Below are 25,132 nucleotides of genomic sequence, written 5' to 3'. Positions count from 1 at the left end.
CCCCTTACGTTTGTCTTCCGGACGGTCAGCTCCAGACGTTGCCCTGGTTCTGGCCGCGCGCCCCCTGCTGCCCCATGCCGAACTGCGCGGCGAGGCCCTGGCCGATCTGAGCGTTCTGCGGCGGCAGCAGCTCGCTGGGCTGCACGAGCGCGAACCCGGAGCCCATGAAGCTCAGCTCCCAGCCCTCACCGGTGTTGCCGCGCCGCCGCCACACTCCCGAGGAGTGCGTCTGGGCCTGCATCTGCACCCGCAGGCCGGTGGACCAGGCGACGATCGCGTCGGCGTCGCAGTTGACGTACTTGTCGGGCGTGACCTGCATCAGCAACGGCGCGCCCGAGGTCATCAGGGCCACCTTGCCGCGCCCGGTGATGTTCAGCTGGTACTTCCCGGACCCGGAGATGCCGTAGAGGCTGTCGACGGCGATGACCTCGTGGTGCAGCGAGGAGTCCATGGCGAGGACGTAGCTGCTGTCGACCGTCAGGCCGTCCTGCTCGACCTCCATGACGTGCACGTGCTGGGCGAGGTTGGCGAGGTAGACCGTGCCCTGCCCGTGGCAGCGCATCAGGTCCAGGCCCTCGCCGGTGTACGCACGCGCGCGTGCCTGGCTGTTGCTGCGGTACTCGGCGTCGAACTCGACGAGTCCCTGGTAGGCGACCATGGTGCCCTTGCGGGCGAGGAGGTCGTCGTGACCCTCCAGGGTGACCCGGAGCATCTGCTTGTTCTGCAGGCTCCAACGCTCCTGTGTCTGGGAGTCGTTGTACGCGAAAAGCGGGCTCTGCATGATGTTTCTGGCTCCCCCTCAGCCCCGGAACCGGAGGCGGTCGGTGCTGTCCTCGCTGGGCTGGACGACGACGATGCCCTGGCCGGAGAAGGCCATCTGGTAGGCCTCACCGCTGCCCCGGCCGATCAGTGACTGCGCCTTGAAGCTGCGCTTGCCCTTCACCTTCAGGTTCGGGGACCAGGCGACGAGCGCGTCGGGGTCGACGTACGTCTCGTCCTCGCCGCCGCCGCAGTCGACGACGATCGGCTTGCCCCGGGAGGTCAGCGCGACCCAGCCCTGCCCGGAGATCCTCGTGTTCCACAGGCCCTGCCCGGCGAACTTAGCGAGCCCCTTGACGCGCTCCACGCCCCAGTTGAGGTGGGCGTCGAAGGCGAGCAGGTTGGTGGCGTTGACGGAGATGCCGTCGCCGTTGAGGTTGATCACGACGACGTCGGCGCCGTAGTCGGCGAGGTAGAGCAGTCCGTCGCCGGAGCACTTCATCAGCGGCGCGCCCTCGCCGGTGATCCAGTCGCGGGCGATCTGGCGCACGGCCGGCGGGTTGGGCTCGTACTGGATGAAGCCTTCGTAGGCGACCATCGACCCCACGCGCGCGAGAAGGTCGTTCCCGGTCTGCAGGGCGACCTTCAGCATGTGATTGCCGTGGTTCTCCATACGGGCGGTGACGGGTGCGGGGGCGTAGCCCGCGAGCGGCTGGTTCATGACGGGCTCCCTCAGACCTCGTACGGCTGGACGACGATGAAGTTGCCGGGCGCGCCCCGGAACTGCAGGTTGACGCTCTCACCGGTGTCGCCCGGGTAGGCGTTGCGGCGCATCCGGACCTGGCTGGAGACGATCACCTGGGAGGCGGCCGACCAGGCGACCACCGCGTTGCAGTCGGCGAAGGTCGTGGGCGTCACGGGCAGCACGACGGGCGTGCCGTGCGTCTTGACGACGATCGTGCCGGTGCCCTGGAACTGCATGGTGAACAGCGCGCCGCCCGGGATGCCGTGGCCCTCGATGCGGCGGACCTCGTACTGGAGGCTCTCGTCGAAGGCGAGGACGTTCTCCGCGGACACGCAGATGGCGTCGCCCTGCAGCTCGACGGGGTGCAGGTGGGTGGAGTTCTCGGCGAGGAACACCTGGCCGTTGCCGGTGCAGCGCATCAGCTGCATCTCCTGGCCGGTCGCGTTGCCCACGAGCCGCCCGGCGAACCCGGCGCCCTTGTAGCTGAAGTCGACCTTGCCCTGGTAGAGCACCATGCTGCCCTGCCGGGCCAGCACGGGCTGCCCGCCGATGCCGAGGTCGACACGGATCAGCTTCTTGTTCTGCTGCGTCCAGCGCTGTCCGGTGGGCGTCTCCTTGAACGCCTGGAGCGCGGCCGTGACACCGGCACCGCCCTGGGGAGCGCCCTGCGGCACTCCGTAGGGGGCGGCCTGCTGGCCGGGGACCTGGCCGTAGGGCGGCTGCTGGCCGTAGCCCGGCGGCATCGGCGCGCCCGGCTGACCGCCGTAGGAGGGCTGCTGGCCGTAGCCCGGAGGCATCGGCGCGCCGGGCTGGCCGCCGTACGACGGCTGCTGCGGCGGCTGGCCGTAGGGCGCGGGCGCCGGGGCCGGCGGATGGACCGTGCCGCCGGCGGGCGGGGTCAGGGGGGCGACGATCGTCGGCGCCGCATGCACGTTCGGCGCGGGCGCCGGGGCCGGGGGCGGAGTCGCGCTCGGCGGCGCGAAGCCCTGCGGAGCGGGCGCGGGAGCCGGAGCAGGGGCGGGCGCGGGCGCCGGGGCGCCGAAGGCGGGCGGCGGGCCCGCATGGGCGGGCGGGGCGAAGCCGGGGGCGGCGCCGGACTGCGGCTGCTGCGGGGCGGCGGGCGCCTCCTCCTCCGCCACCTCGCCGCCGAAGTTCTTCAGCAGCGCCTCCAGGCCGCCGTCGAAGCCCTGACCGACCGCGGCGAACCGCCACACGTCCTTGAAGTACAAGTCACCGAGCATCACGGCCCGCTCGGTGGTGAACTCCGAGCCGTTGAAGGAGTACCGCGCGACCTCCTCGCCGCCGGCCACGATGCGCACGTATCCGGGACTGATCTGCGACATCTGCCCGGCACCGTCGATGGTCGCCGTGAAGGACAGCTTGCGGATCTGGGAGGGGATCCGGTCCAGGGTGACCCGGAACGACTCCGTGTCGCCCGACTGGGTACCCAGCAGCTGGATGGACTCCTCCGGGGACTTCGGCTGGTTGAAGAAGACGAAGTACCGGTCGTCCGAGAGACGCTCGTCGGCGTCCAGACCGAAGCAGCTGATGTCGAAGGTCAGTCCGGGGGCGGAGATCTGCACGCCTACGTACAGATCCGTACCCGCCGTCAGGTCACTGATCCTGGCCTTGTGGCCGCGTTGGAATTCCCTGGCCATGCGTTACGACCGTCCCCCATCCCGAATTGAGTGCGTCGCGCCAGGCTAACGGCAAACCCCGACATCGGACGCAGCCGGTACAGACCCGGTACACAACCGCGCCCGGGGGCAGAACTACGGCGCCCGTTCACTCCCCGCGCGCGCCGGGCACATGGGGCAGCCGCTCGGCCGCCACCACCCCTTCGAGGTAACCGCGCGCCCGTTCGGTGCGCGGGTAGGACTCCAGCAGCCGCCAGAAGTCCGGCCCGTGACCGGGCACCAGCAGATGCGCCAGCTCATGGCACAGCACGTAGTCGACGACGTACTCCGGCATCCCCTGCAGCCGGTGCGAGAGCCGGATGCTGCCCTCGGCCGGGGTGCACGAACCCCACCGGGTGTTCTGGTTGGTGACCCAGCGCACGGAGGCGGGGCGCGCCCGGCCGTCGAAGTACTGGTCCGACAGCCGCTCGGCGCGCTCGGTCAGCTCCGCGTCGCCCAGCACCCGTTTGCTCTCCTGGGCGGCCAGTTTGTCGAGCATGACGGTCACCCAGCGCTGCTCCTCCGCCTCGGACATCCGGGCGGGGATCAGTACGACGGTGCGATCGCCCTCGCGGTACGCGGAGACCGTGCGGCGGCGCCGGGTACTCCTGCGGACCTCGATCGCGCTCGCCCCCGAGCCGCTCGGCGGCTGGCTCGTCGTGCTGCGCTGTGGCTTTCCGGCGCGGTGCAGGGGGTCGGCGGGCACGCCCCGACGTTACCCGCTGGACAGCGCCGAAGTCCCGGCTCCGGAACGGTTCGATGCCGATACCCCACCATGCGTTTGATTTGTACGACCGATATGCCCGACTGGTACACCCAATTAGTACGACGATCATCCCCCGCCTGTGGACAACGCCCGCCACCCGTCAGCACGACCCGGCATGCTGGCAGGCGTCGACGGAGCTCGACCGGCTTCACCGACAACACGGATGTCCACGAACGTCATGGACACCCACGGACTCAAGGAACACTTCAGGGCAATTCACGGGATACGGGGGACCTGCCATGCATCCGATGGTGAAACCCGCGCTGCGGCGCGGCTGGCGCGACCTCAACACCGTGCAGTTCGGTATGACCCCGGCGCACGCCATGACACTGGGCCCGATGGACACGGCCACGGGCAGCTTCCTGGACCTGCTCAACGGCACCCGGGCCCTGCCCCTGCTGCGCGAGGAGGGCCGGCGCATGGACCTGCAGGACGGCGACGTCGACGCACTCCTCGACCGGCTGGCCCGGGCCGGCCTGCTCGACGACACGCGCGGCGGCGGACCCACCGCGGACACCCTGCGCGAGAAGACGGAAGTCCTGGAGCGGCTCCGCCCCGACCTCGCCTCCCTCTCCCTGACCGCCCCCGAACCAGGCGGCGCCCTCGGCCGGCTCGCGGCCCGCCGCTCCCTACGGGTACAGGTACGAGGCGCGGGGCGGGTCGGCGCCGTACTGGCCTCGGTACTGTCCGGGGCCGGCGTCGGCGAGGTCGACGTGCGCGACGTGGGACGCGTGGAACCGTGGGACATCGCCCCGGGCGGGCTGCCCGCCGACTCCCTCCGCGAGCGCCGGGACGAAGCGGCACGGGCAGCCGTCCGCCGCGCCGCCCCCGACCGCCCACCACGCCGCACCCGCTCCACCAGCTGCGGCACGGCGGACCCCGGACTCTCCCTCGTGATCCTCGCCCCCAGGGACGACGTCGCCGTGCACACACCGGACCCGTTCACCGCCGAACCCCTCATGGCCTCGGGAACACCCCACCTGTACGCAGGCGTCGTCGAAGGCACCGGGATCGTCGGACCGCTCGTCCTGCCCGGCGAGACCAGCTGCGCCGGCTGTCTGCACCAGGACCGCACGGACCGGGACCCCGCCTGGCCCCGCCTGGTCGCCCAGTGGCGCTCCGGAAAGGCCCGCCGCGTCGGCGCCTGCGACCTGGCACTCGCGACCACCGTCGCGGGGCTGGCCGCCGCACACGCCCTCGCCTTCCTCGACGGAGCGTCGCCGTCCAGCACGGGCGCCCGCTGGGAGACCTCCCTGCCCACTCTGAACTGGCACTCCCGACCGGTGCGGCCCCACCCGGCATGCGAGTGCGGGGCCGCGGAAAGAGGAAATGGGGAGCACTCCTCAACCGACGGGGAGCCGCGCGAGACAATGGCGGTGCAACGGCCGTCGACCGAGCGACGACGCGAGGCAGGCGCGGCGCGGCCGACTGGGACTTGGAGGGCGCATGTCTGATCTTCCCCGGAAGGCGGTCACCCGTACCGCCAAGCTCGCCGCGCTCCCGCTCGGCTTCGCAGGCCGGGCGACCTGGGGGCTGGGCAAGCGGATCGTGGGCGAGTCCGCGGAGATCGTCGGCCGGGAGCTGCAACAGCGCACCGCGGAGCAGCTGTTCAAAGTCCTCGGCGAGCTCAAGGGCGGAGCCATGAAGTTCGGGCAGGCCCTGTCCGTCTTCGAGTCCGCCCTGCCGGAGGAGGTCGCCGGCCCCTACCGCGCGGCACTGACCAAGCTCCAGGACGCGGCGCCGCCGATGCCGACCCGCACCGTGCACGCGGTGCTCGAGGAGCGGCTGGGCGAGGACTGGCGGGAGCTGTTCCTGGAGTTCGAGGACAAGCCGGCGGCCGCGGCCTCCATCGGGCAGGTGCACCGGGCGGTCTGGCACGACGGCCGTGAGGTGGCGGTCAAGGTGCAGTACCCGGGCGCGGGCGAGGCCCTGCTGTCCGACCTGAGCCAACTCAGCCGCTTCGCCCGGCTGTTGGGGCCGCTCATCCCCGGCATGGACATCAAGCCGCTGATCGCGGAGATGCGGGACCGCGTCTCCGAGGAGCTGGACTACGCACTGGAGGCCCAGGCCCAGGACGCCCACGCGCAGGAGTTCGCGGACGACCCGGACGTGATGGTCCCGGCCGTGGTGCACCAGTGCGAGCAGATCCTGGTCACCGAGTGGATCGACGGGATCCCGCTGTCCGAGATCATCACGGACGGCACCGAGGAACAGCGCGACCGCGCCGGCCAGCTCCTGGCCCGCTTCCTCTTCTCCGGACCGGCCCGCACCGGCCTGCTGCACGCCGATCCGCATCCCGGCAACTTCCGTCTGCTGCCCGGCGGCCCGGACGGCGACGACGACTGGCGCCTGGGCGTCCTGGACTTCGGCACCGTCGACCGGCTCCCGGGCGGCCTGCCGACACCGATCGGCATCTCCCTGCGGATGACCCTGGACGGCGAGGCGGAGACCGTCTACGAGCTGCTGTGCGGGGAGGGGTTCGTCAAGGAGTCCATAGAGCTGGACCCCGACGCGGTCCTCGACTACCTGCTGCCGATCATCGAGCCGGCCCGGGCCGACGCGTTCACCTTCACCCGCTCATGGATGCGCAGCCAGGCCGCCCGCATCGCCGACCCCCGCTCCCCCGCCTACCAGCTGGGCAAGCAGCTCAACCTGCCGCCGGCCTATCTGCTGATACACCGGGTGACGCTGAGCACCATCGGCGTGCTGTGCCAACTGGGGGCCACGGTACGACTGCGGGACGAACTGGAGGAGTGGCTGCCCGGGTTCGTCCTCGAGGACGAAGCGATGGAGGAGGAACCGGCTGTGGAGGCGTGACCGGGGCTGCTGGAATACCGGGCTGCCGGGCTGCCACGGTGTTGGTGAGGGGCGGGGTGGGGAGGGGCGGGGGTGGGGAGGGGGGAGGGCCCCCGGAGAAGCGTTCTCACCACCAGGACGAGTCCAGCCGCCCCTCGATCGCCCGCAGGTTCTCCCGGGAGCAGACGTCGCAGAAGTACTGACGGATGCCGTTCTCCACGGAGCAGGTCCACGTGGTCGGCTGGGAGCCGTCGGCGGGGGTGCCGCAGCGGGCGCACACGAGGGGGCGTGGCTCCGTGCTGGAGCCGCCCTGATCACTTCCTCCAAGAGGACTCGTCACCTGGTGACGATAACTCTCCGGCCGGTGGATCGCCGTGCACAACGCACCGAGGGGGCCGGTCCGTTCGGTCGGACCGGCCCCCTCGGGGAAGGCTTAGCCTCCCTGGACCGGGAGGCCACCGCTTCGGGTGTGCTGGGTTACTGCATGACGGCCATGGCGAGCGCACGGCGGGCGCGCATCGAGGCGCGTTCCGCCCGGCGCTGCATCCGTCGAGCGGTCACCAGGCGCAGGGCCTGACGTTCCCGCGCGGCGTCGTGCAGGCGCTCGTGCATATGCGCACGGGCCAGGGCTTCTGGGATGAGTTGCATCTCTCGGGTCCTGTTCTGACGCGAGCCGGTCGCGCCGTTCATCGTGAAGTCTGGGGTCGCGGAGCCGGTGGGCTCGCTGGTGGACGGCTTCATCGGGGCCTGCTTCTTGGGGTCGTGCGTGAGGGGGCGATCGATCGTTCCTGCGGTGTTCATGCCGTGACCGGGTTCTTGCGCGGGCGGCCACGGGGCCGCTTGCGGGCGACGACGACACCCTGGACGAACAGCTCGCCACCCCAGACGCCCCAGGGCTCACGCCGCTCCTTGGCGCCGGCGAGGCAGGCCTCGATCAGCGGGCAGGTGCGGCAGAGGGACTTGGCGTACTCGACGTCCGCGGGCGACTCGGCGAAGAAGACCTCCGGGTCGTAGGAGCGGCAGGGGACGGGTACGCCGAGGTTCTCGATGGCGTCGTCGAGCGCGGTGAGCGCGGTGAGGGGGGTCAAGGTGGAGTCCTCCGTGAGGCCGGGCGGGGGGATCGTTTGTGAAGGCGGTACGGACGGGGCGTGCGCTTCGAGTTGCACGGTTGGTCTTCCTCGTCTGGTCGTTCCGGCCGGTTGACCGGGTGTCGGCTTGGTACCGGGTTCTTTCCTTGTCCCGAGGCCCCTTCGCTCTGTCGTCCCCGTTCGGGGCAAACAGAAGGGCCGCGGATCCCGGGTGGGGTTCCGCGGCCCTGAAGGCGCCGGCCTGATCGGCGATCAGGCTGGATCACTCCAGGGTTCTGGCCCACGGAAGGCCCACATCAGGTGGTGCTGCGTCGTCTGCTTCCGGAATCCGGCACCGGCTGCCGCAAAGGCATAGGCATGTGCCCGTGCCACTACCGCTTCCAGTGCCTTGGTCGGTCGCTCATTGCGCTCACGGATGGGAAGACCCGCGAGAGACAGGGAGGACGCCGGACGGTCGGCACGAATGCCGGACAGACCGGTGCCCTGGTTCGAGGCGCCGAGCATGCACGTGGAGACGGTCGAGCGATCGGTCAGTTTGGCCGTGCTGATGAAGCTGGTGTTGATGCTGATCACTGGACTCGCCTCCTCTCGGCGTCTTGGGGACTGGGGTGAGCCAGTCCGTTCGGGTATGCAAGTACATCACGGGATCAGGGCCTTGGAGAAGGCCGCTGTTTCCGTGCCTAGAACCTATGGGGATTGCTGGGGCATGCGCAAACTATTTTTTCGACGAGTTCGTATCAGTCGTCCTCGTCGCCTTCTCCGCCCTCTTGACCTGCGCAGATGGCCAGAACTTCGGTTCCGTAGCGCTGCAGCTTGCGGCTGAGGACGCCGGGGATGCGGGACAACTCGGCCGGGCTGTCGGGCCGTGCCTCGGCGATGGCCATCAGGGTCCGGTCGGTGAAGACGCAGAAGTCGGGCTGGCCGCTGCTGCGGGCCTGGACGGCGCGCCAGGCGCGCAGCCGCTCGTAGAGGCCTTCGTCCATGTCGGAGGGGCAGTCCTCACAGCGCATCAGTTTCATCTCGCCGGCGTCGGTGAGGGTGCGGCCGCATACGCGGCAGCGGGCGGGGGTGCGCTGGGTGCGGCGCGGGACGGCCGGGATCTCGGTGAGGGTGCCGCGTTCGATGCCTCCGGTGGCTCCTGTGCCGGTGCGGCCGACGGTGGCGGTGGAGCCGGGGCGCAGGCCGTCGAGGAAGTGGCTGGGCCTGCGGTTGGGACGGCCGCCGGGTGAGCGGGACAGGGACCAGGAGAGGTGCAGCCGTTCTCTGGCGCGGGTCACGCCGACGTAGAGGAGGCGGCGTTCTTCTTCGATCTGTTCGTCCGTCTTGGCGTAGGTGATCGGCACCATGCCCTCGGCGATGCCGACCAGGAAGACGGCGTCCCATTCCAGGCCCTTGGCCGCGTGCAGGGAGGCCAGGGTGACGCCCTGGACGGTGGGAGCGTGCTGGGCGTTCGCCCGCTCGTCGAGTTCCGCCACGAAGTCGGCGAGGGTGGCCTTGGGGTGGGCGGCGGCGAAGTCGTGGGCGAGGTTGACGAGGGCGGCGAGTGATTCCCAGCGTTCTCTGGCGGCGCCGGAGCCGGCGGGGGGTTGGCTGGTCCAGCCTTCTCCGGAGAGGACGGCGCGTACCTGGGAGGGCAGGTCGACGGCGTCGTCGAGCAGGGAGTCGTTGCCGCCGAAGCGGGCTGCGCCGCGCAGGGCGACGCCTGCTTTGCGTACCTCGGGGCGGTCGAAGAAGCGTTCGGCGCCGCGGAGCTGGTAGGGGACTCCGGCGTCGGCGAGGGCCTGTTCGTAGGTTTCGGACTGGGAGTTGGTGCGGAACAGGACGGCGATCTCGGCGGCGGGGATGCCGGCGTCGATGAGTTCGCGGATGCGGCGGGCGGCGCCTTCGGCCTCGGCGGGCTCGTCGGTGTACTCGGTGTAGACGGGGTCGGGGCCAGAGGGGCGTTGGGAGACGAGTTCCAGCCGGTGGTCTGCGGCGCGGCCGCTGGCCTGGGTGAGCAGTCCGTTGGCGAGGTGGACGACCTGGGGGGTGGAGCGGTAGTCGCGGACGAGCTTGACGACGGTGGCGCCGGGGTGGCGGACGCGGAAGTCGAGGAGGTGGTCGGGTGTTGCTCCCGTGAACGAGTAGATCGTTTGGCTGGCGTCGCCGACGACGCACAGGCTGTCGCGGTTGCCGAGCCAGAGGTCCAGGAGTCGCTGCTGGAGGGGGCTGACGTCCTGGTACTCGTCGACGACGAAGTGCTGGTACTGGGTGCGGATCTGTTCGGCGATGTCGTGTCGGTCCTGGAGGATGGCGACGGTGAGCAGCAGGACGTCTTCGAAGTCGATGACCGCGCGGTCGCGTTTGAGGTCTTCGTAGGCCGCGTAGAGGTGGGCGATCTCGGCGGGGTCGCGTGGGGTTTCGCGGCCGGCCTTTGCTGCCGCGTACGGGTAGTCGGCGGGGACGGTCTGGGTGACCTTGGACCATTCGATCTCGGCGGTGGCGTCCCGCAGCTCGCCGCGGTCGAGGCGGAGCTTGCAGGTGGCGGCCGCGTCGGCGACGAGTTGGATCTTGCGGTCGACGAGCCGGGGCAGGGAGCCACCGATCGCTTTCGGCCAGAAGTACTGGAGCTGGCGCAGCGCGGCGGAGTGGAAGGTGCGGGCCTGGACGCCGTGGGCGCCGAGCTGGCGGAGGCGGCCGCGCATCTCGCCTGCGGCGCGGTTGGTGAAGGTGACGGCGAGCACGCTGGACGGTTGGAGGATCCCGGCGCGGACCCCGTAGGCGATGCGGTGGGTGATCGCCCGGGTCTTGCCCGTGCCGGCTCCGGCCAGGACGCACACCGGGCCGTGCAGGGCGGTGGCCACCTCGCGCTGCTCGGGGTCGAGCCCTTCGAGCACCGCGTCGGCCGAGTCCGGTGTCTGCGGGAAGAGGGTGGAGTGCGTTGCTGCTGTCACACGGCAATGCTGCCAGGTCGTCCGGGACTGCTGTGCCGGTTGTCCACAGGCGGGCCCTCGCGGTCGTACTAATGCGGCAGGTGTCACAGCCGGGCCGGATACCCCAGGCGGGAATGCCGTCCCGGTCCCTTACGTTGTGCTCCTGGACGACCTTCCCCGAGCTGCCTGAGGAGCGCGAGAGATATGCAGGGCACTGTGACGATGTACAGCACGACTTGGTGCGGCTACTGCCAGCGGCTGAAGAAGCAGCTGGACCGGGAGGGCATCGCCTACACCGAGATCAACATCGAGCAGGACCCGGCGTCCGCCGCGTTCGTGGAGAAGGCGAATGGCGGAAACCAGACGGTCCCGACCGTGCTCTTCGCTGACGGCTCCACGATGACGAACCCGTCGCTGGCGCAGGTGAAGCAGAAGCTCGCCGCGTAACAGGCCCGGTCGGGGCCTGTGGGAAAGGCGGCTCCTGAGGCTGTTGGTGCCTCTGGAGCCGCCTTTTTGTGTCCTGTCCCACACGGGTGCGTGCCCGTGGCTTCAGATGAAGTTCCTGGTCGGCAGCGGCTTGCCGTACCACATCTCGATCAGGCGGGCGGCGATGGAGATGCCGTACGGGGGCAGCACCTCTCCGGACTCGAAGGCCGCGTGGAGTTCCTCGCGGGAGAACCAGCGGGCCTCGTGGATCTCGTCGCCGTCGACGTCGATGTCGGTGGAGGTGGCGCGGGCCATGAAGCCGAGCATGAGGCTGGACGGGAAGGGCCAGGGCTGGCTGGCCACGTACTCGACCTGGCCGACGGTGACACCGGCCTCCTCGAAGACCTCGCGGCGTACCGACTGCTCGATGGACTCGCCGGGCTCGACGAATCCGGCGAGCGTGGAGAAGCGGCCCTCGGGCCAGTGGACCTGGCGGCCGAGCAGGATCCGGTCCTCCTCGTCGGTGACGGCCATGATCACGGCGGGGTCGGTGCGCGGGTAGTGCTCGGCGCCGCAGGCCTGGCAGCGGCGGATGTGGCCGGCTGCGGCGATGACTGTGCGCTCGCCGCAGCGGGAGCAGAAGCGGTGGGTGCGCTGCCAGTTCTCCAGGCCGACCGCGTGCACCATGAGGCCCGCGTCCCGCGGTGACAGCAGGAGTCCGGCCTCGCGCAGGCCCGCGGGGCGGGCGGACTGGTCGATGCGGCCGGGCAGTGCGTCCTTCTGGAGGGCGAAGTAGCTGACGCCGTCCTCGTCGATGCCGAGGAAGTAGCGGTGTGCCTCGGTGAGGGGTGCCTCGAAGGAGGGGGTCATGACGAGTTCGGTCCGGCCGTCGGGCGTCTCGTCGATGAGTACCTGGCCGCCGGAGACCACGAAGCAGCGGGTGGTGGGGTGGCTCCATGCCGCTGCGAGCCAGGCCTCGTCGAGCCGGTGGTGGGCGGCGCGGTCGATGCCGCTCGGGGCGGTCAGCGAGATGGGTCGGTCGGCGGTGTGGTCGGTCCAGGTGGTCACGGGTGCTTCCAACTCCCCCAGTGGAAAGGTTCGTTTCGGCGGGCGGTTCGGGCGGGTGTGGGCGGGAGGGCACCGGGGCGGGCTCGGGCGGGGCGTGCGGGCGGTCCCTCCAGTGTGCCCCGCGCGCCATGCGGTCCCGTACGGCGCGTGTCGGTCAGGGTGTGTGACGCCAGTTCTCGGCGAGGTCGCCCCACAGGTAGGCGCTGGTTTCGACGCCTTTGAGGAGGAGGTCGAGTTCGACCTTCTCGTTGGGGGCGTGCCAGCCGTCGGAGGGGACGGAGATGCCCAGGAAGAGGACGGGGGCGCCGAGGACTTCCTGGAGGTCGGCGGCGGGTCCGGAGCCGCCCTCGCGGGTGTAGCGGACCGGGCTCTGGAAGGCGCGGCCCATGGCGCGGACCACGGATTGCAGCGCGGGGTGGTCGAGCGGGGTCAGGCAGGGGCGGGTGGCGGGGCCGAAGCTGATCTGGAGCCTGATCCCGGCGGGTACCTGCTCGGCGGCCCAGGCGCGGACGGCTTTCTCGATGTGGTCGGGGTCCTGGCCGGCGACCAGACGGAAGGACAGCTTCACCATGGCCGAGGAGGGGATGATCGTCTTGCTGCCGGGGCCCTGGTAGCCGCCGCCGATGCCGTTGACCTCGACGGTCGGGCGGGCCCAGATGCGCTCCAGGGTGGTGTGTCCGGCCTCGCCGTGGGTGGCGTACGACTTGGCGGTGCGCAGCCACTGCTCCTCGTCGAACGGCAGTTCGGCGAACAGCTCGCGTTCGCGGTCGGTCAGCTCGGCTATGCCGTCGTAGAAGCCGGGGACGGCCACGCGCGCGTGCTCGTCGTGCAGGGCGGCCACCAGGCGGGCGGCGGCGGTGGCCGGGTTGGGGACGGCGCCGCCGAAGGAACCGGAGTGGATGTCCTGGTCGGGGCCGTACAGCCGGATCTCGCACTCGGCGAGGCCGCGCATGCCGGTGCAGACGGTCGGGGTGTCCTCGGACCACATGCCGGTGTCGGAGACGATCACGGCGTCGGCGGCGAGCCGGTCGGCGTGCTCCTCGACGAGGGCCCGGAAGTGCTCGGAGCCGGACTCCTCCTCGCCCTCGATCAGCAGCTTCAGGTTGACCGCGGGGGCGGTGCGGCCGGTGGCGGCGAGGTGGGCGCGGACGCCGAGTGTGTGGAAGAACACCTGGCCCTTGTCGTCGGCCGCCCCGCGCGCGTAGAGGCGGTTGTCGCGGATGACGGGCTCGAAGGGCTCGCTGTCCCAGCCGTCCTCGCGGGCGGCGGGCTGGACGTCGTGGTGGCCGTAGACGAGGACGGTGGGCGCCTGCGGGTCGCCCGAGGGCCATTCGGCGAAGACGGCCGGGGCGCCGGGGGTCGGCCAGACCTCCGTGGTCGGGAAGCCGGTCTCCTTGAGCTTGGCGGCGAGCCATTCGGCGCTGTCCCGTACGTCGGGCGCGTGGTCGGGCTGGGCCGACACGGAGGGGATGCGCAGCCATGCGGCGAGGTCGTCGAGGAAGGCGGCGCGCTGCTGCTCGATGTACGTACGGACGGCGCTGTCCGGGGTCTGGCTCATGCTCTCGAGCCTATCGGCCCGCACCGACATCCTCGGCGGGCTGTTCGTCACACTCGGGATCCCTTGCGTGCCTCTTGTGTGTCACTCGGTTGGATCACCGTTGAGCAGCCGTTCCAGGGCGGCCCGGTCGGGCAGGTTCTCGGGGCGTACGACCTCGCCGGTGCGCACGTACAGGAAGGCGGCCGTGACCGACTCGGGCGGCACGCCCTGCTGCTCGGCCCAGGCCAGCCGGTAGACGGCGAGCTGGAGGGGGTCGGCGCTGCGGGTGCGGCTGGTCTTCCAGTCGACGATCTCGTAGGTCGCCGCGTCGCCGTCGCCGGTGCGGTAGACGGCGTCGATGCGGCCGCGTACGACGCGGCCGGCGAGGGTGAGCTGGAAGGGGGCCTCGATCCGGTACGGGGTGCGGTGGGCGTATTCGGTGCGTTCGAAGGCGTCCTTGAGGGCTTCGAGGTCGCGTTCGTCGGCGATCTCGGCTTCGCTGCCGGGCAGCTCGTCCGGTTCCAGCATGGGCAGCGTCAGTTCCTCGAAGCGTGCTTCGACCCAGGCGTGGAAGCGGGTGCCCCGGCGCGCGGCGGGTTGCGGGGGGCGCGGCATGGGGCGCGCGAGTTCCTGTGCGAGCCCGTCCGGATCCTGCGCGAGAAGCAGTAGCTGGGATGCCGTCAGGGTGGCCGGCAGGGGGACGTCCGTGACGCCCTGCCGGGCGCGCAGCAGCTCGCCCGTGAGCGCGTCGAGGTCACGGTCCCAGGAGGCGATGGCGCGGGCTTCCTCGGGTGTGAGGGGCGCGGGGTGCCCGGGCTCGGTGGCGTGGGTGCGTTCGGCGGCGCGTTCGCCGGCCCGGGTGGGCTCGGCCGGGGCGGGCGCCTGGTGGGGGACGGTCGGCCGCTCGCCGGTCCAGGAATCCCAGTCGGCGGGCTCCTTTGGGGACGCGACGCCCTCGTCGTACGGCGCCTCTCCGGCGAAGGGGTCCTCGTCGTAGGGGAACGCTTCGCCGTACGGGTCCTCGTCGTCGGCCGGGGCGGGCCAGTCGGGGTCTTCTTCGTCCGCCGGGGTAGGCCAGTCCGGGTCGTCGACGGTGGCGGGGTCGTGGGTGGCGGGCGGGTGGCCGTCCTGCCGGGCGGCCAGGGTGTCCAGGTGGGTGAGGACGGTTTCGGCGGCCGCGCGGCGGCGGGCCAGGGCCGCGTCGTCCAGGGGCAGGGGCCATACCTGGTCGGCGGTGGCCGTGTGCAGGGCCGGGTTCTCCTTGTCCTCGGCGGGCTCGTCGGCCCATGCCTCGATCTCTCCGTACCCGGCGGCGCAGTGGTCGTGGAGTGCCTGGAGGAAGTCGGAGGGTCCGCGTGGCTTCTTCTGGCTGGGACCCCACCAGTGGCCGGAGCCGAGGAGGAGGGAGCGGGGGCGGGTGAAGGTGACGTAGCCGAGGCGGAGCTCCTCGGTGTGCTGGTGCTCCTTCATGGCCTCGTGGAAGGCCTTCATGCCCCGGGAGTCCCAGGAGCCGACGTCGGGCAGGGTGGCGGTGTCGCCGCGCAGGGCGTGCGGCAGCACCTTGGCCTGCGCGGTCCACTTCTCGCGGCCCTGGGCGCTCGGGAAGGTGCCGTTGACGAGTCCCGGTACGGCGACGACGTCCCACTCCAGACCCTTGGACTTGTGCGCGGTGAGCACCTTGACGGTGTTCTCGCCGCCGGGCAGGGCGTTGTCGAGGCCCTTCTCGTACTGGGCGGCGGTGCGCAGGAAGCCGAGGAAGGCGAGCAGTGTGGCCTCGCCGTCGCCGGCCGCGAAGGAGGCCGCGACGTCCAGGAAGTTGGACAGGGTCTCGCGGCGGCGGGCGGCGAGCGCGTGCGGGGACGCCGACAGCTCCACCTCCAGGCCGGTGACGGCGAGGACGCGGTGCAGGACGTCCATCAGCGGGTCGGACAGGGAGCGGCGCAGATCGCGCAGTTCGGCGGCCAGGCGGGCGAAGCGCACGCGCGCGTCCGGGGAGAACGGCAGCCCGTCGTCGTCCCCTGCGCGCTCGTCGAGGGGCGCCTCCAGGAAGGTGTCCAGGGCGTCCGCGAGCGATATCACCTCGGACGGGTCGACGCCTTCGACGGCCTCGGCGAGCCTGCGGTCGGGGTCGTCGGCGTCGTCCACGCGCGCGTGGGCGACCAGCAGGCGGGCGCGGCGGCCGAGGAGGGCGAGGTCGCGGGGTCCGATGCGCCAGCGCGGGCCGGTCAGCAGGCGTACCAGGGACGCGTTGGCTCCAGGGTCCTGGAGGACTTCACAGACGGCGACGAGGTCGGCGATCTCGGGCAGGTGCAGCAGGCCGGAGAGGCCGACGACCTCCACGGGGATGTCGCGGGCGACGAGGGCGCCCTGGATCTCGGCGAAGTCGGTGGCCGTGCGGCACAGTACGGCGATCTCGCCAGGGGCCTTGTCGGTGCGTACGAGGTGGGCGATGGAGTCGGCGATCCAGTCGATCTCCTCCGCGTGGGTGGGCAGCAGGGCGCAGCGGACCGTGCCGTCGTGTTCGGCGCCCGGGGCCGGGCGGAGGGCCTCCACGCCCGCGTGCATGGCGCGCAGCGGTTCGGCGAGGCCGTTGGCGAGGTCGAGGAGGCGGCCGCCGCTGCGGCGGTTCTCGCTGAGCGCCTGGCGGGTGGCGGGTCTGCCGTCGGCGTGGGCGAAGTGCTCGGGGAAGTCGTCCAGGTTGGCCACGGAGGCGCCGCGCCAGCCGTAGATGGCCTGGCAGGGGTCGCCGACGGCGGTCACCGGGTGGCCCGTGCCGCCGCCGAACAGGCCCGACAGCAGGACGCGCTGGGCCACGGAGGTGTCCTGGTACTCGTCCAGGAGCACCACACGGAATTCCTCGCGCAGCAGCCGGCCCACCTCCCGGATGCCGGCGAGGCGGGCGGACAGGGCGATCTGGTCGCCGAAGTCGAGCAGGTCGCGTTCGCGTTTGGCGGCCCGGTAGCGCACGACGAGGTCGGTGAGTTCACGGCGGGCGGCCGCGGTGTCGGGGACCTTGCGCAGGTCGGCGTTGGTGAGCTTGGCGCCCTCCAGGGTGCGCAGCAGGCCGGCGTCCCAGGCGCGCAGTTCGTCGGGGGCCACGAGGTGTTCGGCCAGCTCGGAGTCGAGGGTGAGCAGGTCGCTGACGAGGTCGGCGAAGGAGCGGGTCAGCGCCGGGTAGGGCCCGGGGGCCTCGCGCAGCACGCGCGCGGCGAGCTGGTAGCGGGTGGCGTCGGCCAGCAGCCGGGAGGTCGGCTCGAGGCCGATGCGCAGGCCGTGGTCGGTCAGCAGACGGCCGGCGAAGGCGTGGTACGTCGAGATCACCGGCTCGCCGGGCGGATGGTCCGGGTCCGGCCACATGGGGTCAGCGCGAAGCGCTGTCGTCGAGGGGCGGTGGTCGGGTGACGGGAGGGCGTCGGGGTCCGTGACGCCGGCCTTGATCAGTGCCTTGCGGACACGCTCGGCCAGCTCGCCCGCGGCCTTGTTGGTGAAGGTCAGGCCGAGGACCTGTTCGGGGGCGACCTGGCCGGTGCCGACCAGCCACACCACGCGGGCCGCCATCACCGTGGTCTTGCCCGACCCGGCTCCGGCCACGATCACCTGCGGTGCGGGCGGCGCGGTGATGCAGGCCGTCTGCTCCGGAGTGAACGGGATGCCGAGGAGCTCCTTGAGCTGCTCGGGATCGGTGATACGGGCGGGCATGTCGTCAGAGGCTAGCGGCGGGCACTGACATCCGAGGACAGATCGGCCGCCCGGGGAGGAAGAGACGCAGGTCAACGCCTGTGGTGCCGTACGTCACCCTCGCCCCTGGCACAGGTCACTCGACCACGTGCCGCCCCTCGGGCCGGGCGCTGCAGGAGGCGCGGAACGCGCAGTGCGTGCAGTGCTGGCCGGCGGTCGGGGTGAACCGCTCGTCGAGGACCTTGCCTGCGGCGGTGGCCAGCAGTTCGCCGACCCACTCCCCCGCCAGCGGCTCCTGGGCCTGCACCTTGGGCAGGCTCTCGCCGCCGTCCCGCTTGGCCGCGCCCTGCCTGAGATGCACCAGTTCCGCGCCGCCGGGCTCCGGACGTACGCCGTCGAAGGCGTTGTCCACGGCGCCCTCACGGACGGCGAGCTGGTAGACGGCGAGCTGCGGATGGCGGGCCACCTCGGCGGCGCTGGGCGCCTGCTTGCCGGTCTTGAAGTCCACGACGTAGGCGCGGCCCTCGCCGTCCGCTTCGACGCGGTCCATCTGGCCACGGATGCGGACCTGGTAGTCGCCCGCTTCGAGGGTGACGTCGAAGTCCTGCTCGCTCGTCACCGGGGTGCGGCCGGTGCGGTCCAGTACGTGCCAGTTCAGGAAGCGTTCGAGCGACGCGCGCGCGTTGTCCTTCTCCTGCGCCGACTTCCAGGGCGCGTCGAAGGCGAGCGCGTTCCACACCGACTCCAGGCGTTCCATGAGCACGTCGAGGTCGGCCGGGGTGCGGCCGGAGGCGACCTCGTCGGCGAGGACGTGGACGACGTTGCCGAAGCCCTGGGCGGTGGTGGCGGGCGCGTCGGCCTTCACCTCGCGGCCCAGGAACCACTGCAGGGCGCACGTGTTGGCGAGCTGGTCGAGGGCGCTGCCGGAGAGCACGACGGGCTGGTCGTGGTGGCGCAGCGGCACCTTGCTCTCGGTCGGCTCGAACATGCCCCACCAGCGGTAGGGATGCGCGGACGGCACCAAGGGGCGGCCGTCCTCGTCGGCGAGCGCGGCGAGCCTCGCCAGACGGCGGGCGGCGGCCTCCCGCAGGGCCGCCGAGGCGCGCGGGTCGACGGTGGTCGCGCGCAGCTCGGCGACGAGCGCGGCCACGGCCAGCGGGCGGCGCGGGCGGCCGGTGACGTCCCGGGGTTCGACGCCCAGCTCGGTCAGGAAACGGGAGGGCTGGTCGCCGTCGTCGGCCGGTGCCTTCACGGCGGTGACGACGAGACGCTCACGCGCGCGCGTGGCGGCCACGTAGAACAGGCGTCGCTCCTCGGCGAGCAGCGCGCCCGGGGTGAGCGGTTCGGCGAGTCCGTCACGGCCGATGCGGTCCGCCTCCAGGAGGGAGCCGCGGCGGCGCAGATCGGGCCACAGCCCCTCCTGGACGCCGGCGACGACCACCAGCCGCCATTCCAGGCCCTTGGCGCGGTGGGCGGTCATCAGGCGGACGGCGTCGGGGCGCACGGCGCGGCGGGTGAGGGTGTCGGCGGCGATGTCCTCGGCGTCGATCTCCTCCAGGAAGTTCAGGGCGCCGCGTCCACCGATGCGCTCCTCCGCGCGCGCGGCGGTCGCGAACAGTGCGCACACGGCGTCCAGGTCGCGGTCCGCGTTACGGCCGGCCGCACCGCCGCGCCGGGCGGCCCGCTCCAGGCGCGTGGGCCAGGGTGTGCCCTCCCACAGGTCCCACAGCGCCTCCTCGGCCGTGCCCCCGCCCGCGAGGCGCTCACGGGCCTTGCGGAGCAGCGCGCCGAGGCGCTGTGCCCCCCGCGCGTACGCCGGGTCGTGCGCCACGAGGCGCTCGGGTTCGGCGAGCGCCCGCGCGAGCAGCTCGTCCGAGGGCGGCGGCAGCGGGTTCCCGGCGACCCGCTCCTCCTCGCGCAGGGCACGCCCGAGTCGACGCAGGTCAGCGGTGTCCATACCGGCGAGCGGAGAGGCGAGCAGGGTGAGAGCGGTCTCGGCGTCGAGCCAGTACGCATCGGGGGCCGGCTGTGCGGCGGGCTCACGGGTGCCGGTGCCGGCAGGGCCGTCCGCGTCGGCCTCGGCAGGCGCTTCGGTGCCGACTTCGGCGGGGTGGCCCGCGTCGGCCGCGGCAAACGCATCGGTGCCGACTACGGCGGCGCCGTTCGTGTCAGCCTCAGCCAGCGCTTTGGTGCCGGCTTGGGCAGCGCCGTCCGCGTCGGCCTCGGCAAGCGCATCGGTGCCGACTACGGCAGGGTGGCCCGCGTCGGCCCCGGCGAGCACATCGGTGCCGGCATCGGCAGCACCGTCCGTGTCAGCCTCAGCCAGCGCTTCGGTGCCGGCTTCGGCAGCACCGTCCGCGTCGGCCTCGGCAAGCGCATCGGTGCGGACTACGGCAGGGTGCTTCGTGCCAGCCTCGGCGACCGCATCGGTGCCGGCGTCGGCAGCACCGTCCGCGTCAGCCCCGGCAAGCGCATCCGTGCCGATGTCGCCAGCGCCGTCCGCGTTCGCCCCGGTCCCCTCCCCCTCGCCGCGTGCCTCCTCGCCAGGGCGCCGCGCGGCCTCCGCCGTCGCCACCACTCTGAGTGCCGTCAGCAGGGGGGCGACCGCCGGCTCGTGGCGCAGGGGCAGGTCGTCGCCGTCGATGTCCAGGGGGACGCCGGCCGCGGTGAGGGCGCGGCGGAGCGTCGGGATGGTGCGGGAGCCGGCGCGTACGAGGACGGCCATGTCGCTCCAGGGGACGCCGTCCTCCAGGTGCGCGCGGCGCAGGATGTCGGCGATGTTGTCCAGTTCCGTACCTGCCGTCGGGTACGTGTAGACCTCGACGCGGCCGCCGTCGCGCACGGCTGCCGGCTCACGGTGGGCGCGTACCTTCTCGGCGGGCAGCCTGGGCAGCGGCATGCGCTGGGTGATCAGGCGGGTCGCGGCCAGCAGGGCGGCGCCGGAGCGGCGGGAGGTGCGCAGCACCTCGACGGGGGCCGGGCGGCCGTCCGCGCGCGGGAAGGCCGCCGGGAAGTCCAGGATGCCGTTCACGTCGGCGCCCCGGAACGTGTAGATCGACTGGTCGGGGTCGCCGAAGGCGACCAGCGTGCGGCCGCCGCCGGCCAGGGCTTGCAGGAGCCGCACCTGGGCGGGGTCGGTGTCCTGGTACTCGTCGACGTACACGGCGTCGTACCGGGCGGCGAGCCGTGCCGCGGCCTCGGGGCGGTGGGCGAGCAGCACCGCGCGGTGGACCAGTTCGGCGTAGTCGATGACGCCCTGCAGGTCGAGGACGTCGAGGTACTCGGCGAGGAAGGCGGCGGCCGCGCGCCAGTCGGGGCGGCCGATGCGGCGGGCGAAGGCGTCCAGTGCGCCGGGGCCGAGGCCCAGCTCACGGCTGCGGGCGAGGACGGCGCGGACCTCGTCGGCGAAGCCGCGCGTGGTCAGGCAGGCGCGCAGCTCGTCCGGCCAGCTCACGTGGTCGAGGCCGAGCTGCTGCAGCTCGGGCTGCCCGGCCAGCAGCTCGCGCACGGTGACGTCCTGCTCGGGGCCGGAGAGCAGGCGCAGCGGCTCCACGAACAGGCCGCTGTCCTGGTGGGCGCGGACCAGGGCGTAGCAATAGGAGTGGAAGGTGGTCGCCCGGGGCGCGCGGGCCGCGCCGATGCGCAGGGCCATGCGGTCGCGCAGGTCGACGGCGGCCTTGCGGCTGAACGTCAGCACCAGGATCCGTTCCGGGTCCCCGCCACGGGCGATGCGCGCGGCCACGGACTCCACCAGGGTGGTGGTCTTGCCGGTGCCCGGACCTGCGAGAACGAGGAGTGGTCCGGCCTTGTGGTCAACCACGGCGCGCTGTGCCGCGTCAAGACGAGGGGGATCCACTTCGGCAGGCGGGGTACGGACCAGTCGGTAAGCGCCACGGCTCCCCTGCCGCACCGGGGGGTGCGGCAGGCGCCTGATGGAGGAAGAGGAGCTCACGTGGTTCGCCGGTCCTGGTGGTTGTGCTGGTGGGCAGGCGGTCACGCGTGCGAGGCGGTGGCCGCGGGGTGAGGGGGACACGTGCAGCCGACGCTACGCCGCCGCCTCGGGCGGAAGCAGGGCTTCCGCTTCTTCCCTCGCGGCTCTCGTGGCCCTCGTGTCACGTGGGTCCCTCACCTCACGAACGTACGTCATGCCACGGACGTCCCCCGTGTCCCTCGTACGGGCCACGGGTTCCCCTCGACGGCATCCGATGGCGGAAGCTGTCAGGTGTGACCCTCCGCGACCGTGCCGCCGTCCCATCGCGCACGTCTCATGTCGAGCCGCGGCAGATGGCCCTCGGTGCTCCTGCCCGCCTCCTTCAGCGGCGTGCCCTCCGCGCGGTAGTGGTCGAGGGCACGCAGCTCGTGGCCGGGAAGCAGCGCCCCGTCGGCGCGCACCACGCGCCACCAGGGGACGGCGCTCCCGTAGAGGGCCATCACCCGGCCGACCTGACGGGGTCCGCCCTCCTCGAGCCACTCGGCGACATCGCCGTACGTCATGACGCGGCCCGGCGGAATCCGCTCGGCGACCTCCAGGACCCGCTCGGCGTACTCCGGCAAGGCGTCCGCGTACCCCTCTCGGGTGTCCTCGGCAGGGCTCTGCTCGCTCATTCGCCCCATCCTGCCGCACCCCACCGACAACGCGGCACGGAAGTCCGGGCCCGGGCCCCTCGCCCTCGGGCGGCGCTTCCGGCAGACTGTCCGACCGCCCATCCGCACCCTGATGCCCGCGTGTGCCGGTGGGGCATGCCACCATCGTGCGGGCGGTGACCGGTGATACGAGACCAAGAAGAGACCATGATGCAGCAGGGCGTGCACCCCGAAGGCGCGGAGGGCACCCCTGACGCTTCCGCGCGTCCCGAGACCGCCCGCTCCGGCCAGGTAGACACCGGTGCGACGGGCCCGGACGACACGGGTGCACCGCGCGAGGACGTGCGAACAGATGCATCGCGCGAGGACGTGCGCGCGGACGATGGTGCGCGCGACGACGGCACGCGTGCGCGTGGCGACGTCACCGGCGCCGCCGAGGGGGCACACGTCCCCGGGAACCCGCGCTCCGACGAGGGCCCTGGCTCCGGTGACGAAGATCCTCATCCGGAGGAGGTCGAGGGCGACGAACCGCTGCTCCCCGCGCGCGTGCACCGCCCCTCCGACCTCATGCGCTTCCTGGTGGGCGTGCTCGCCATCGTCGTGCTGGTCGCGATCGCCGCGTTCGCGCACGGCACCACCTCGGGCCTCGAACAGGACATCAACAAGGGCACCGGGCAGGCCCCGGACCTGCTGATCAAGATCGCGGGACTCGCGTCCAGCATCGCGATCCTCCTGGTGCCGGTCGCCTTCGCGATCGAGCGGCTGATCAAACGGGACGGGCTGCGGATCGCCGACGGCGTCCTGGCGGCCGTCCTCGCACACGGAGTGACCCTCGCCACCGACCTGTGGGTCGCCCGAGCCGCCCCGGACTCCATCCAGGAGGCGCTGACCCAGCCCTCACCGGGCGACATCCACGCTCTGACCGACCCGGTGCACGGCTATCTCGCGCCCGTCATCGCCTATATGACGGCCGTCGGCATGTCCCGCCGACCCAGATGGCGCGCGGTGCTGTGGATCGTGCTGCTGCTCGACGCGTTCTCGATGCTGGTCACCGGCTACACGACCCCGTTCTCGATCATCCTCACGGTGCTGATCGGCTGGACCGTCGCCTACGGCACGCTGTACGCGGTCGGCTCGCCCAATGTCCGCCCCACCGGCCGGACCCTGATGGCGGGCCTCAGGCACGTCGGCTTCCACCCGGTCAGCGCGGCTCGCGAGGAGTCCGTGGAGGAGAACGGCGACCGCGGACGGCGCTACTTCGTCACCCTGGAGGACGGCCCGCCGCTGGACGTCACGGTCGTCGACCGTGAGCAGCAGGCCCAGGGCTTCTTCTACCGCGCCTGGCGCAACCTGACCCTGCGCGGCTTCGCCACCCGCTCCAGCCTCCAGTCGCTGCGCCAGGCGCTGGAGCAGGAGGCGCTGCTCGCGTACGCGGCGATCTCGGCGGGCGCCAATGCGCCCAAGCTGATCGCCACCTCCGAACTCGGCCCGGACGCGGTGATGCTCGTCTACGAGCACACCGGCGGGCGCACGCTGGACTCGCTGCCGGACGAGGAGATCACCGACGAACTGCTGCGCCACACCTGGCACCAGGTGCAGGCGCTGCAGTCCCGGCGCATCGCGCACCGCAGGCTGGCTGGTGACGCGATACTGGTGGATCGTTCCGGCAAGGTGATCCTCGCGGAGCTGCGCGGCGGCGAGATCGCGGCCGGCGATCTGCTGCTGCGCATGGACGTCGCGCAGCTGGTCACCACGCTCGGTCTGCGGGTGGGCGCCGAGCGGGCCGTGGCCTCGGCCGTCGGGGTGCTCGGCCCGGACGCCGTCGCCGACTGCCTGCCGATGCTGCAGCCCATCGCGCTGACCCGCTCCACGCGCGCGACCCTGCGCAAGCTGGCCCGGGAGCGGGCCCAGCGTGAACGCGAGGCGGTGCTGGAGGCGTCCCGGCAGGCCAAGCAGGCCCGGCTGGCGGAGGCCTCCGAGACGGCCGGGCCCGTGCTCGAAAAGCGTGACAAGAAGACGGTCCGGGCCGAGCAGCGGGCGGAGAAGCGGGCCCTGGACGAGGCACTCGAGGAGGCCCGCGAGGAGGATCTGCTCACGCAGATCCGCCACGAGGTGCTGCGGATCAGGCCGCAGGCACCCGTGGAGCCGGCCCGTCTGGAGCGGGTGCGGCCGCGCACGCTGATCAGCTTCATCGCCGGTGCCATCGGTGCGTACTTCCTGCTGACCCAGCTCACCCACATCGAGTTCGGTCCGCTGATCGCCAACGCCCAGTGGGGCTGGGTGATCGCCGCGGTGCTGTTCTCCGCGCTCAGTTACGTGGCCGCCGCGATGGCGCTGCTGGGGTTCGTGCCGGAGCGGGTGCCGTTCCTGCGGACGGTGGCCGCCCAGGTCGCCGGGTCCTTCGTGAAGATCGTCGCTCCGGCGGCGGTCGGCGGTGTCGCCCTGAACACGCGCTTCCTGCAGCGCCAGGGCGTGCGCCCGGGGCTCGCGGTGGCGAGCGTCGGCGCGTCGCAGCTGTTCGGGCTCGGCTGCCACATCCTGATGCTGCTGTCCTTCGGCTACCTGACCGGCACCGAGAAGACGCCGTCGCTGTCGCCGTCCCGGACGGTCATCGCGGGGCTGCTGACCGTGGCGGTGCTGGTGCTCGTGGTGACCTCGGTGCCGTTCCTGCGGAAATTCGTCGTCACGCGCGTGAGGTCGCTGTTCGCCGGTGTCGTGCCGCGCATGCTCGACGTGCTCCAGCGGCCGCAGAAGCTGGTCACCGGCATCGGCGGCATGCTGCTGCTGACCTTCTGCTTCGTGATGTGCCTGGACGCTTCCATCCGGGCGTTCGGCGACAACTCGGCCTCGCTGAGCATCGCCAGTGTCGCCGTGGTCTTCCTCGCCGGAAACGCGCTCGGTTCCGCGGCGCCCACCCCGGGCGGCGTCGGCGCGGTCGAGGCGAGCCTGACGCTCGGCCTGATCGCCGTCGGCCTCCCCAAGGAGGTCGCCGCGCCGGCCGTCCTGCTGTTCCGGCTGCTGACGCTGTGGCTGCCGGTGCTGCCCGGCTGGCTCGCCTTCAACCAGCTCACGCGCAAGGGTGCCCTGTAGGAGCGGC

18 protein-coding genes are annotated in these 25,132 nt (G+C 72.1%); 4 read left to right on the top strand and 14 right to left on the bottom strand.

What is annotated here, in order from left to right; all coding sequences use genetic code 11:
* Positions 1-25 precede the first annotated feature (25 nt).
* From ACFYZZ_RS27940 to ACFYZZ_RS27925, 4 genes are all read right to left on the bottom strand, one after another.
* On the bottom strand, positions 26-781 hold the full coding sequence (locus ACFYZZ_RS27940; protein ID WP_145883148.1) for an AIM24 family protein: 756 nt from the start codon (positions 779-781) through the stop codon (positions 26-28).
* A gap of 18 nt (positions 782-799) precedes the next feature.
* Positions 800-1,480, bottom strand: coding sequence for an AIM24 family protein (locus ACFYZZ_RS27935; RefSeq protein ID WP_389181358.1), 681 nt, complete (start codon positions 1,478-1,480; stop codon positions 800-802).
* Positions 1,481-1,491: 11 nt separating this feature from the next.
* Positions 1,492-3,162: a TerD family protein gene (locus ACFYZZ_RS27930; protein ID WP_389181355.1), complete on the bottom strand. Its 1,671-nt coding sequence runs from the start codon at positions 3,160-3,162 to the stop codon at positions 1,492-1,494.
* A 127-nt stretch (positions 3,163-3,289) separates the two neighbouring features.
* The gene (locus ACFYZZ_RS27925; protein WP_386578226.1) at positions 3,290-3,886 is read right to left on the bottom strand and encodes a M48 family metallopeptidase; all 597 of its coding nucleotides are present in this window, start codon (positions 3,884-3,886) and stop codon (positions 3,290-3,292) included.
* A gap of 299 nt (positions 3,887-4,185) precedes the next feature.
* Here ACFYZZ_RS27925 and ACFYZZ_RS27920 point away from each other — a divergent pair, with 299 nt between their 5' ends.
* Together ACFYZZ_RS27920 and ACFYZZ_RS27915 are read left to right on the top strand one after the other, a co-directional pair.
* The gene (locus ACFYZZ_RS27920) at positions 4,186-5,400 is read left to right on the top strand and encodes a TOMM precursor leader peptide-binding protein (protein WP_389181352.1); all 1,215 of its coding nucleotides are present in this window, start codon (positions 4,186-4,188) and stop codon (positions 5,398-5,400) included.
* Positions 5,393-6,763: an ABC1 kinase family protein gene (locus tag ACFYZZ_RS27915; RefSeq protein ID WP_389181349.1), complete on the top strand. Its 1,371-nt coding sequence runs from the start codon at positions 5,393-5,395 to the stop codon at positions 6,761-6,763. The genes ACFYZZ_RS27920 and ACFYZZ_RS27915 overlap by 8 nt, the downstream gene beginning before the upstream one ends.
* A 106-nt stretch (positions 6,764-6,869) precedes the next feature.
* Here the strand turns inward: ACFYZZ_RS27915 and ACFYZZ_RS27910 are convergent, their stop codons facing one another.
* The 5 genes from ACFYZZ_RS27910 to ACFYZZ_RS27890 form a co-directional block, all read right to left on the bottom strand.
* The gene (locus tag ACFYZZ_RS27910) at positions 6,870-7,082 is read right to left on the bottom strand and encodes a hypothetical protein (protein WP_389181347.1); all 213 of its coding nucleotides are present in this window, start codon (positions 7,080-7,082) and stop codon (positions 6,870-6,872) included.
* 137 nt (positions 7,083-7,219) lie between these two features.
* Complete coding sequence (locus tag ACFYZZ_RS27905) at positions 7,220-7,543, bottom strand: hypothetical protein (RefSeq protein ID WP_389181344.1); 324 nt, start codon at positions 7,541-7,543, stop codon at positions 7,220-7,222.
* Positions 7,540-7,908: a WhiB family transcriptional regulator gene (locus tag ACFYZZ_RS27900; RefSeq protein WP_023546912.1), complete on the bottom strand. Its 369-nt coding sequence runs from the start codon at positions 7,906-7,908 to the stop codon at positions 7,540-7,542. Before ACFYZZ_RS27900 ends, ACFYZZ_RS27905 begins: the two co-directional genes overlap by 4 nt.
* Before the next feature lie 174 nt (positions 7,909-8,082).
* Positions 8,083-8,403 carry a hypothetical protein gene (locus ACFYZZ_RS27895; protein WP_145883156.1) on the bottom strand — a complete coding sequence of 107 codons (321 nt, stop codon included), beginning with the start codon at positions 8,401-8,403 and terminating at the stop codon, positions 8,083-8,085.
* A gap of 164 nt (positions 8,404-8,567) precedes the next feature.
* Positions 8,568-10,850, bottom strand: coding sequence for an ATP-dependent DNA helicase UvrD2 (locus tag ACFYZZ_RS27890; RefSeq protein WP_389181341.1), 2,283 nt, complete (start codon positions 10,848-10,850; stop codon positions 8,568-8,570).
* A gap of 96 nt (positions 10,851-10,946) precedes the next feature.
* Here ACFYZZ_RS27890 and ACFYZZ_RS27885 point away from each other — a divergent pair, with 96 nt between their 5' ends.
* Positions 10,947-11,189, top strand: a complete 243-nt coding sequence (locus ACFYZZ_RS27885; protein ID WP_386578218.1) for a mycoredoxin — start codon at positions 10,947-10,949, stop codon at positions 11,187-11,189.
* Positions 11,190-11,291: 102 nt separating this feature from the next.
* Here ACFYZZ_RS27885 and nudC read toward each other — a convergent pair whose 3' ends face one another.
* The 5 genes from nudC to ACFYZZ_RS27860 form a co-directional block, all read right to left on the bottom strand.
* Positions 11,292-12,236: an NAD(+) diphosphatase gene (gene nudC, locus ACFYZZ_RS27880; protein WP_389181338.1), complete on the bottom strand. Its 945-nt coding sequence runs from the start codon at positions 12,234-12,236 to the stop codon at positions 11,292-11,294.
* Between the two features lie 154 nt (positions 12,237-12,390).
* Positions 12,391-13,794, bottom strand: coding sequence for a dipeptidase (locus tag ACFYZZ_RS27875; RefSeq protein WP_389181335.1), 1,404 nt, complete (start codon positions 13,792-13,794; stop codon positions 12,391-12,393).
* A gap of 81 nt (positions 13,795-13,875) precedes the next feature.
* Positions 13,876-17,472 carry a UvrD-helicase domain-containing protein gene (locus tag ACFYZZ_RS27870; RefSeq protein ID WP_389181332.1) on the bottom strand — a complete coding sequence of 1,199 codons (3,597 nt, stop codon included), beginning with the start codon at positions 17,470-17,472 and terminating at the stop codon, positions 13,876-13,878.
* 115 nt (positions 17,473-17,587) lie between these two features.
* Complete coding sequence (locus ACFYZZ_RS27865) at positions 17,588-21,403, bottom strand: ATP-dependent helicase (RefSeq protein ID WP_389181330.1); 3,816 nt, start codon at positions 21,401-21,403, stop codon at positions 17,588-17,590.
* Between the two features lie 266 nt (positions 21,404-21,669).
* Positions 21,670-22,056 carry an MGMT family protein gene (locus ACFYZZ_RS27860; protein WP_389181327.1) on the bottom strand — a complete coding sequence of 129 codons (387 nt, stop codon included), beginning with the start codon at positions 22,054-22,056 and terminating at the stop codon, positions 21,670-21,672.
* A 186-nt stretch (positions 22,057-22,242) separates the two neighbouring features.
* Here ACFYZZ_RS27860 and ACFYZZ_RS27855 point away from each other — a divergent pair, with 186 nt between their 5' ends.
* Positions 22,243-25,125, top strand: a complete 2,883-nt coding sequence (locus ACFYZZ_RS27855) for a lysylphosphatidylglycerol synthase domain-containing protein (RefSeq protein ID WP_389181324.1) — start codon at positions 22,243-22,245, stop codon at positions 25,123-25,125.
* Positions 25,126-25,132 lie beyond the last annotated feature (7 nt).

Source organism: Streptomyces sp. NPDC001816 (assembly GCF_042892235.1).
Taxonomy (GTDB): Bacteria; Actinomycetota; Actinomycetes; order Streptomycetales; family Streptomycetaceae; genus Streptomyces.
Note: the sequence above shows the minus strand (reverse complement) of the source record. Positions and strands in the feature narration are given on the sequence as shown.

Coding starts and splice junctions, on each gene's coding strand:
- ACFYZZ_RS27940 (WP_145883148.1), bottom strand. CDS start 781: ATGCAGAGCCCGCTTTTCGCGTACAACGACTCCCAGACACAGGAGCGT.
- ACFYZZ_RS27935 (WP_389181358.1), bottom strand. CDS start 1,480: ATGAACCAGCCGCTCGCGGGCTACGCCCCCGCACCCGTCACCGCCCGT.
- ACFYZZ_RS27930 (WP_389181355.1), bottom strand. CDS start 3,162: ATGGCCAGGGAATTCCAACGCGGCCACAAGGCCAGGATCAGTGACCTG.
- ACFYZZ_RS27920 (WP_389181352.1), top strand. CDS start 4,186: ATGCATCCGATGGTGAAACCCGCGCTGCGGCGCGGCTGGCGCGACCTC.
- ACFYZZ_RS27915 (WP_389181349.1), top strand. CDS start 5,393: ATGTCTGATCTTCCCCGGAAGGCGGTCACCCGTACCGCCAAGCTCGCC.
- ACFYZZ_RS27905 (WP_389181344.1), bottom strand. CDS start 7,543: ATGAACACCGCAGGAACGATCGATCGCCCCCTCACGCACGACCCCAAG.
- ACFYZZ_RS27885 (WP_386578218.1), top strand. CDS start 10,947: ATGCAGGGCACTGTGACGATGTACAGCACGACTTGGTGCGGCTACTGC.
- ACFYZZ_RS27875 (WP_389181335.1), bottom strand. CDS start 13,794: ATGAGCCAGACCCCGGACAGCGCCGTCCGTACGTACATCGAGCAGCAG.
- ACFYZZ_RS27870 (WP_389181332.1), bottom strand. CDS start 17,472: ATGCCCGCCCGTATCACCGATCCCGAGCAGCTCAAGGAGCTCCTCGGC.
- ACFYZZ_RS27860 (WP_389181327.1), bottom strand. CDS start 22,056: ATGAGCGAGCAGAGCCCTGCCGAGGACACCCGAGAGGGGTACGCGGAC.
- ACFYZZ_RS27855 (WP_389181324.1), top strand. CDS start 22,243: ATGATGCAGCAGGGCGTGCACCCCGAAGGCGCGGAGGGCACCCCTGAC.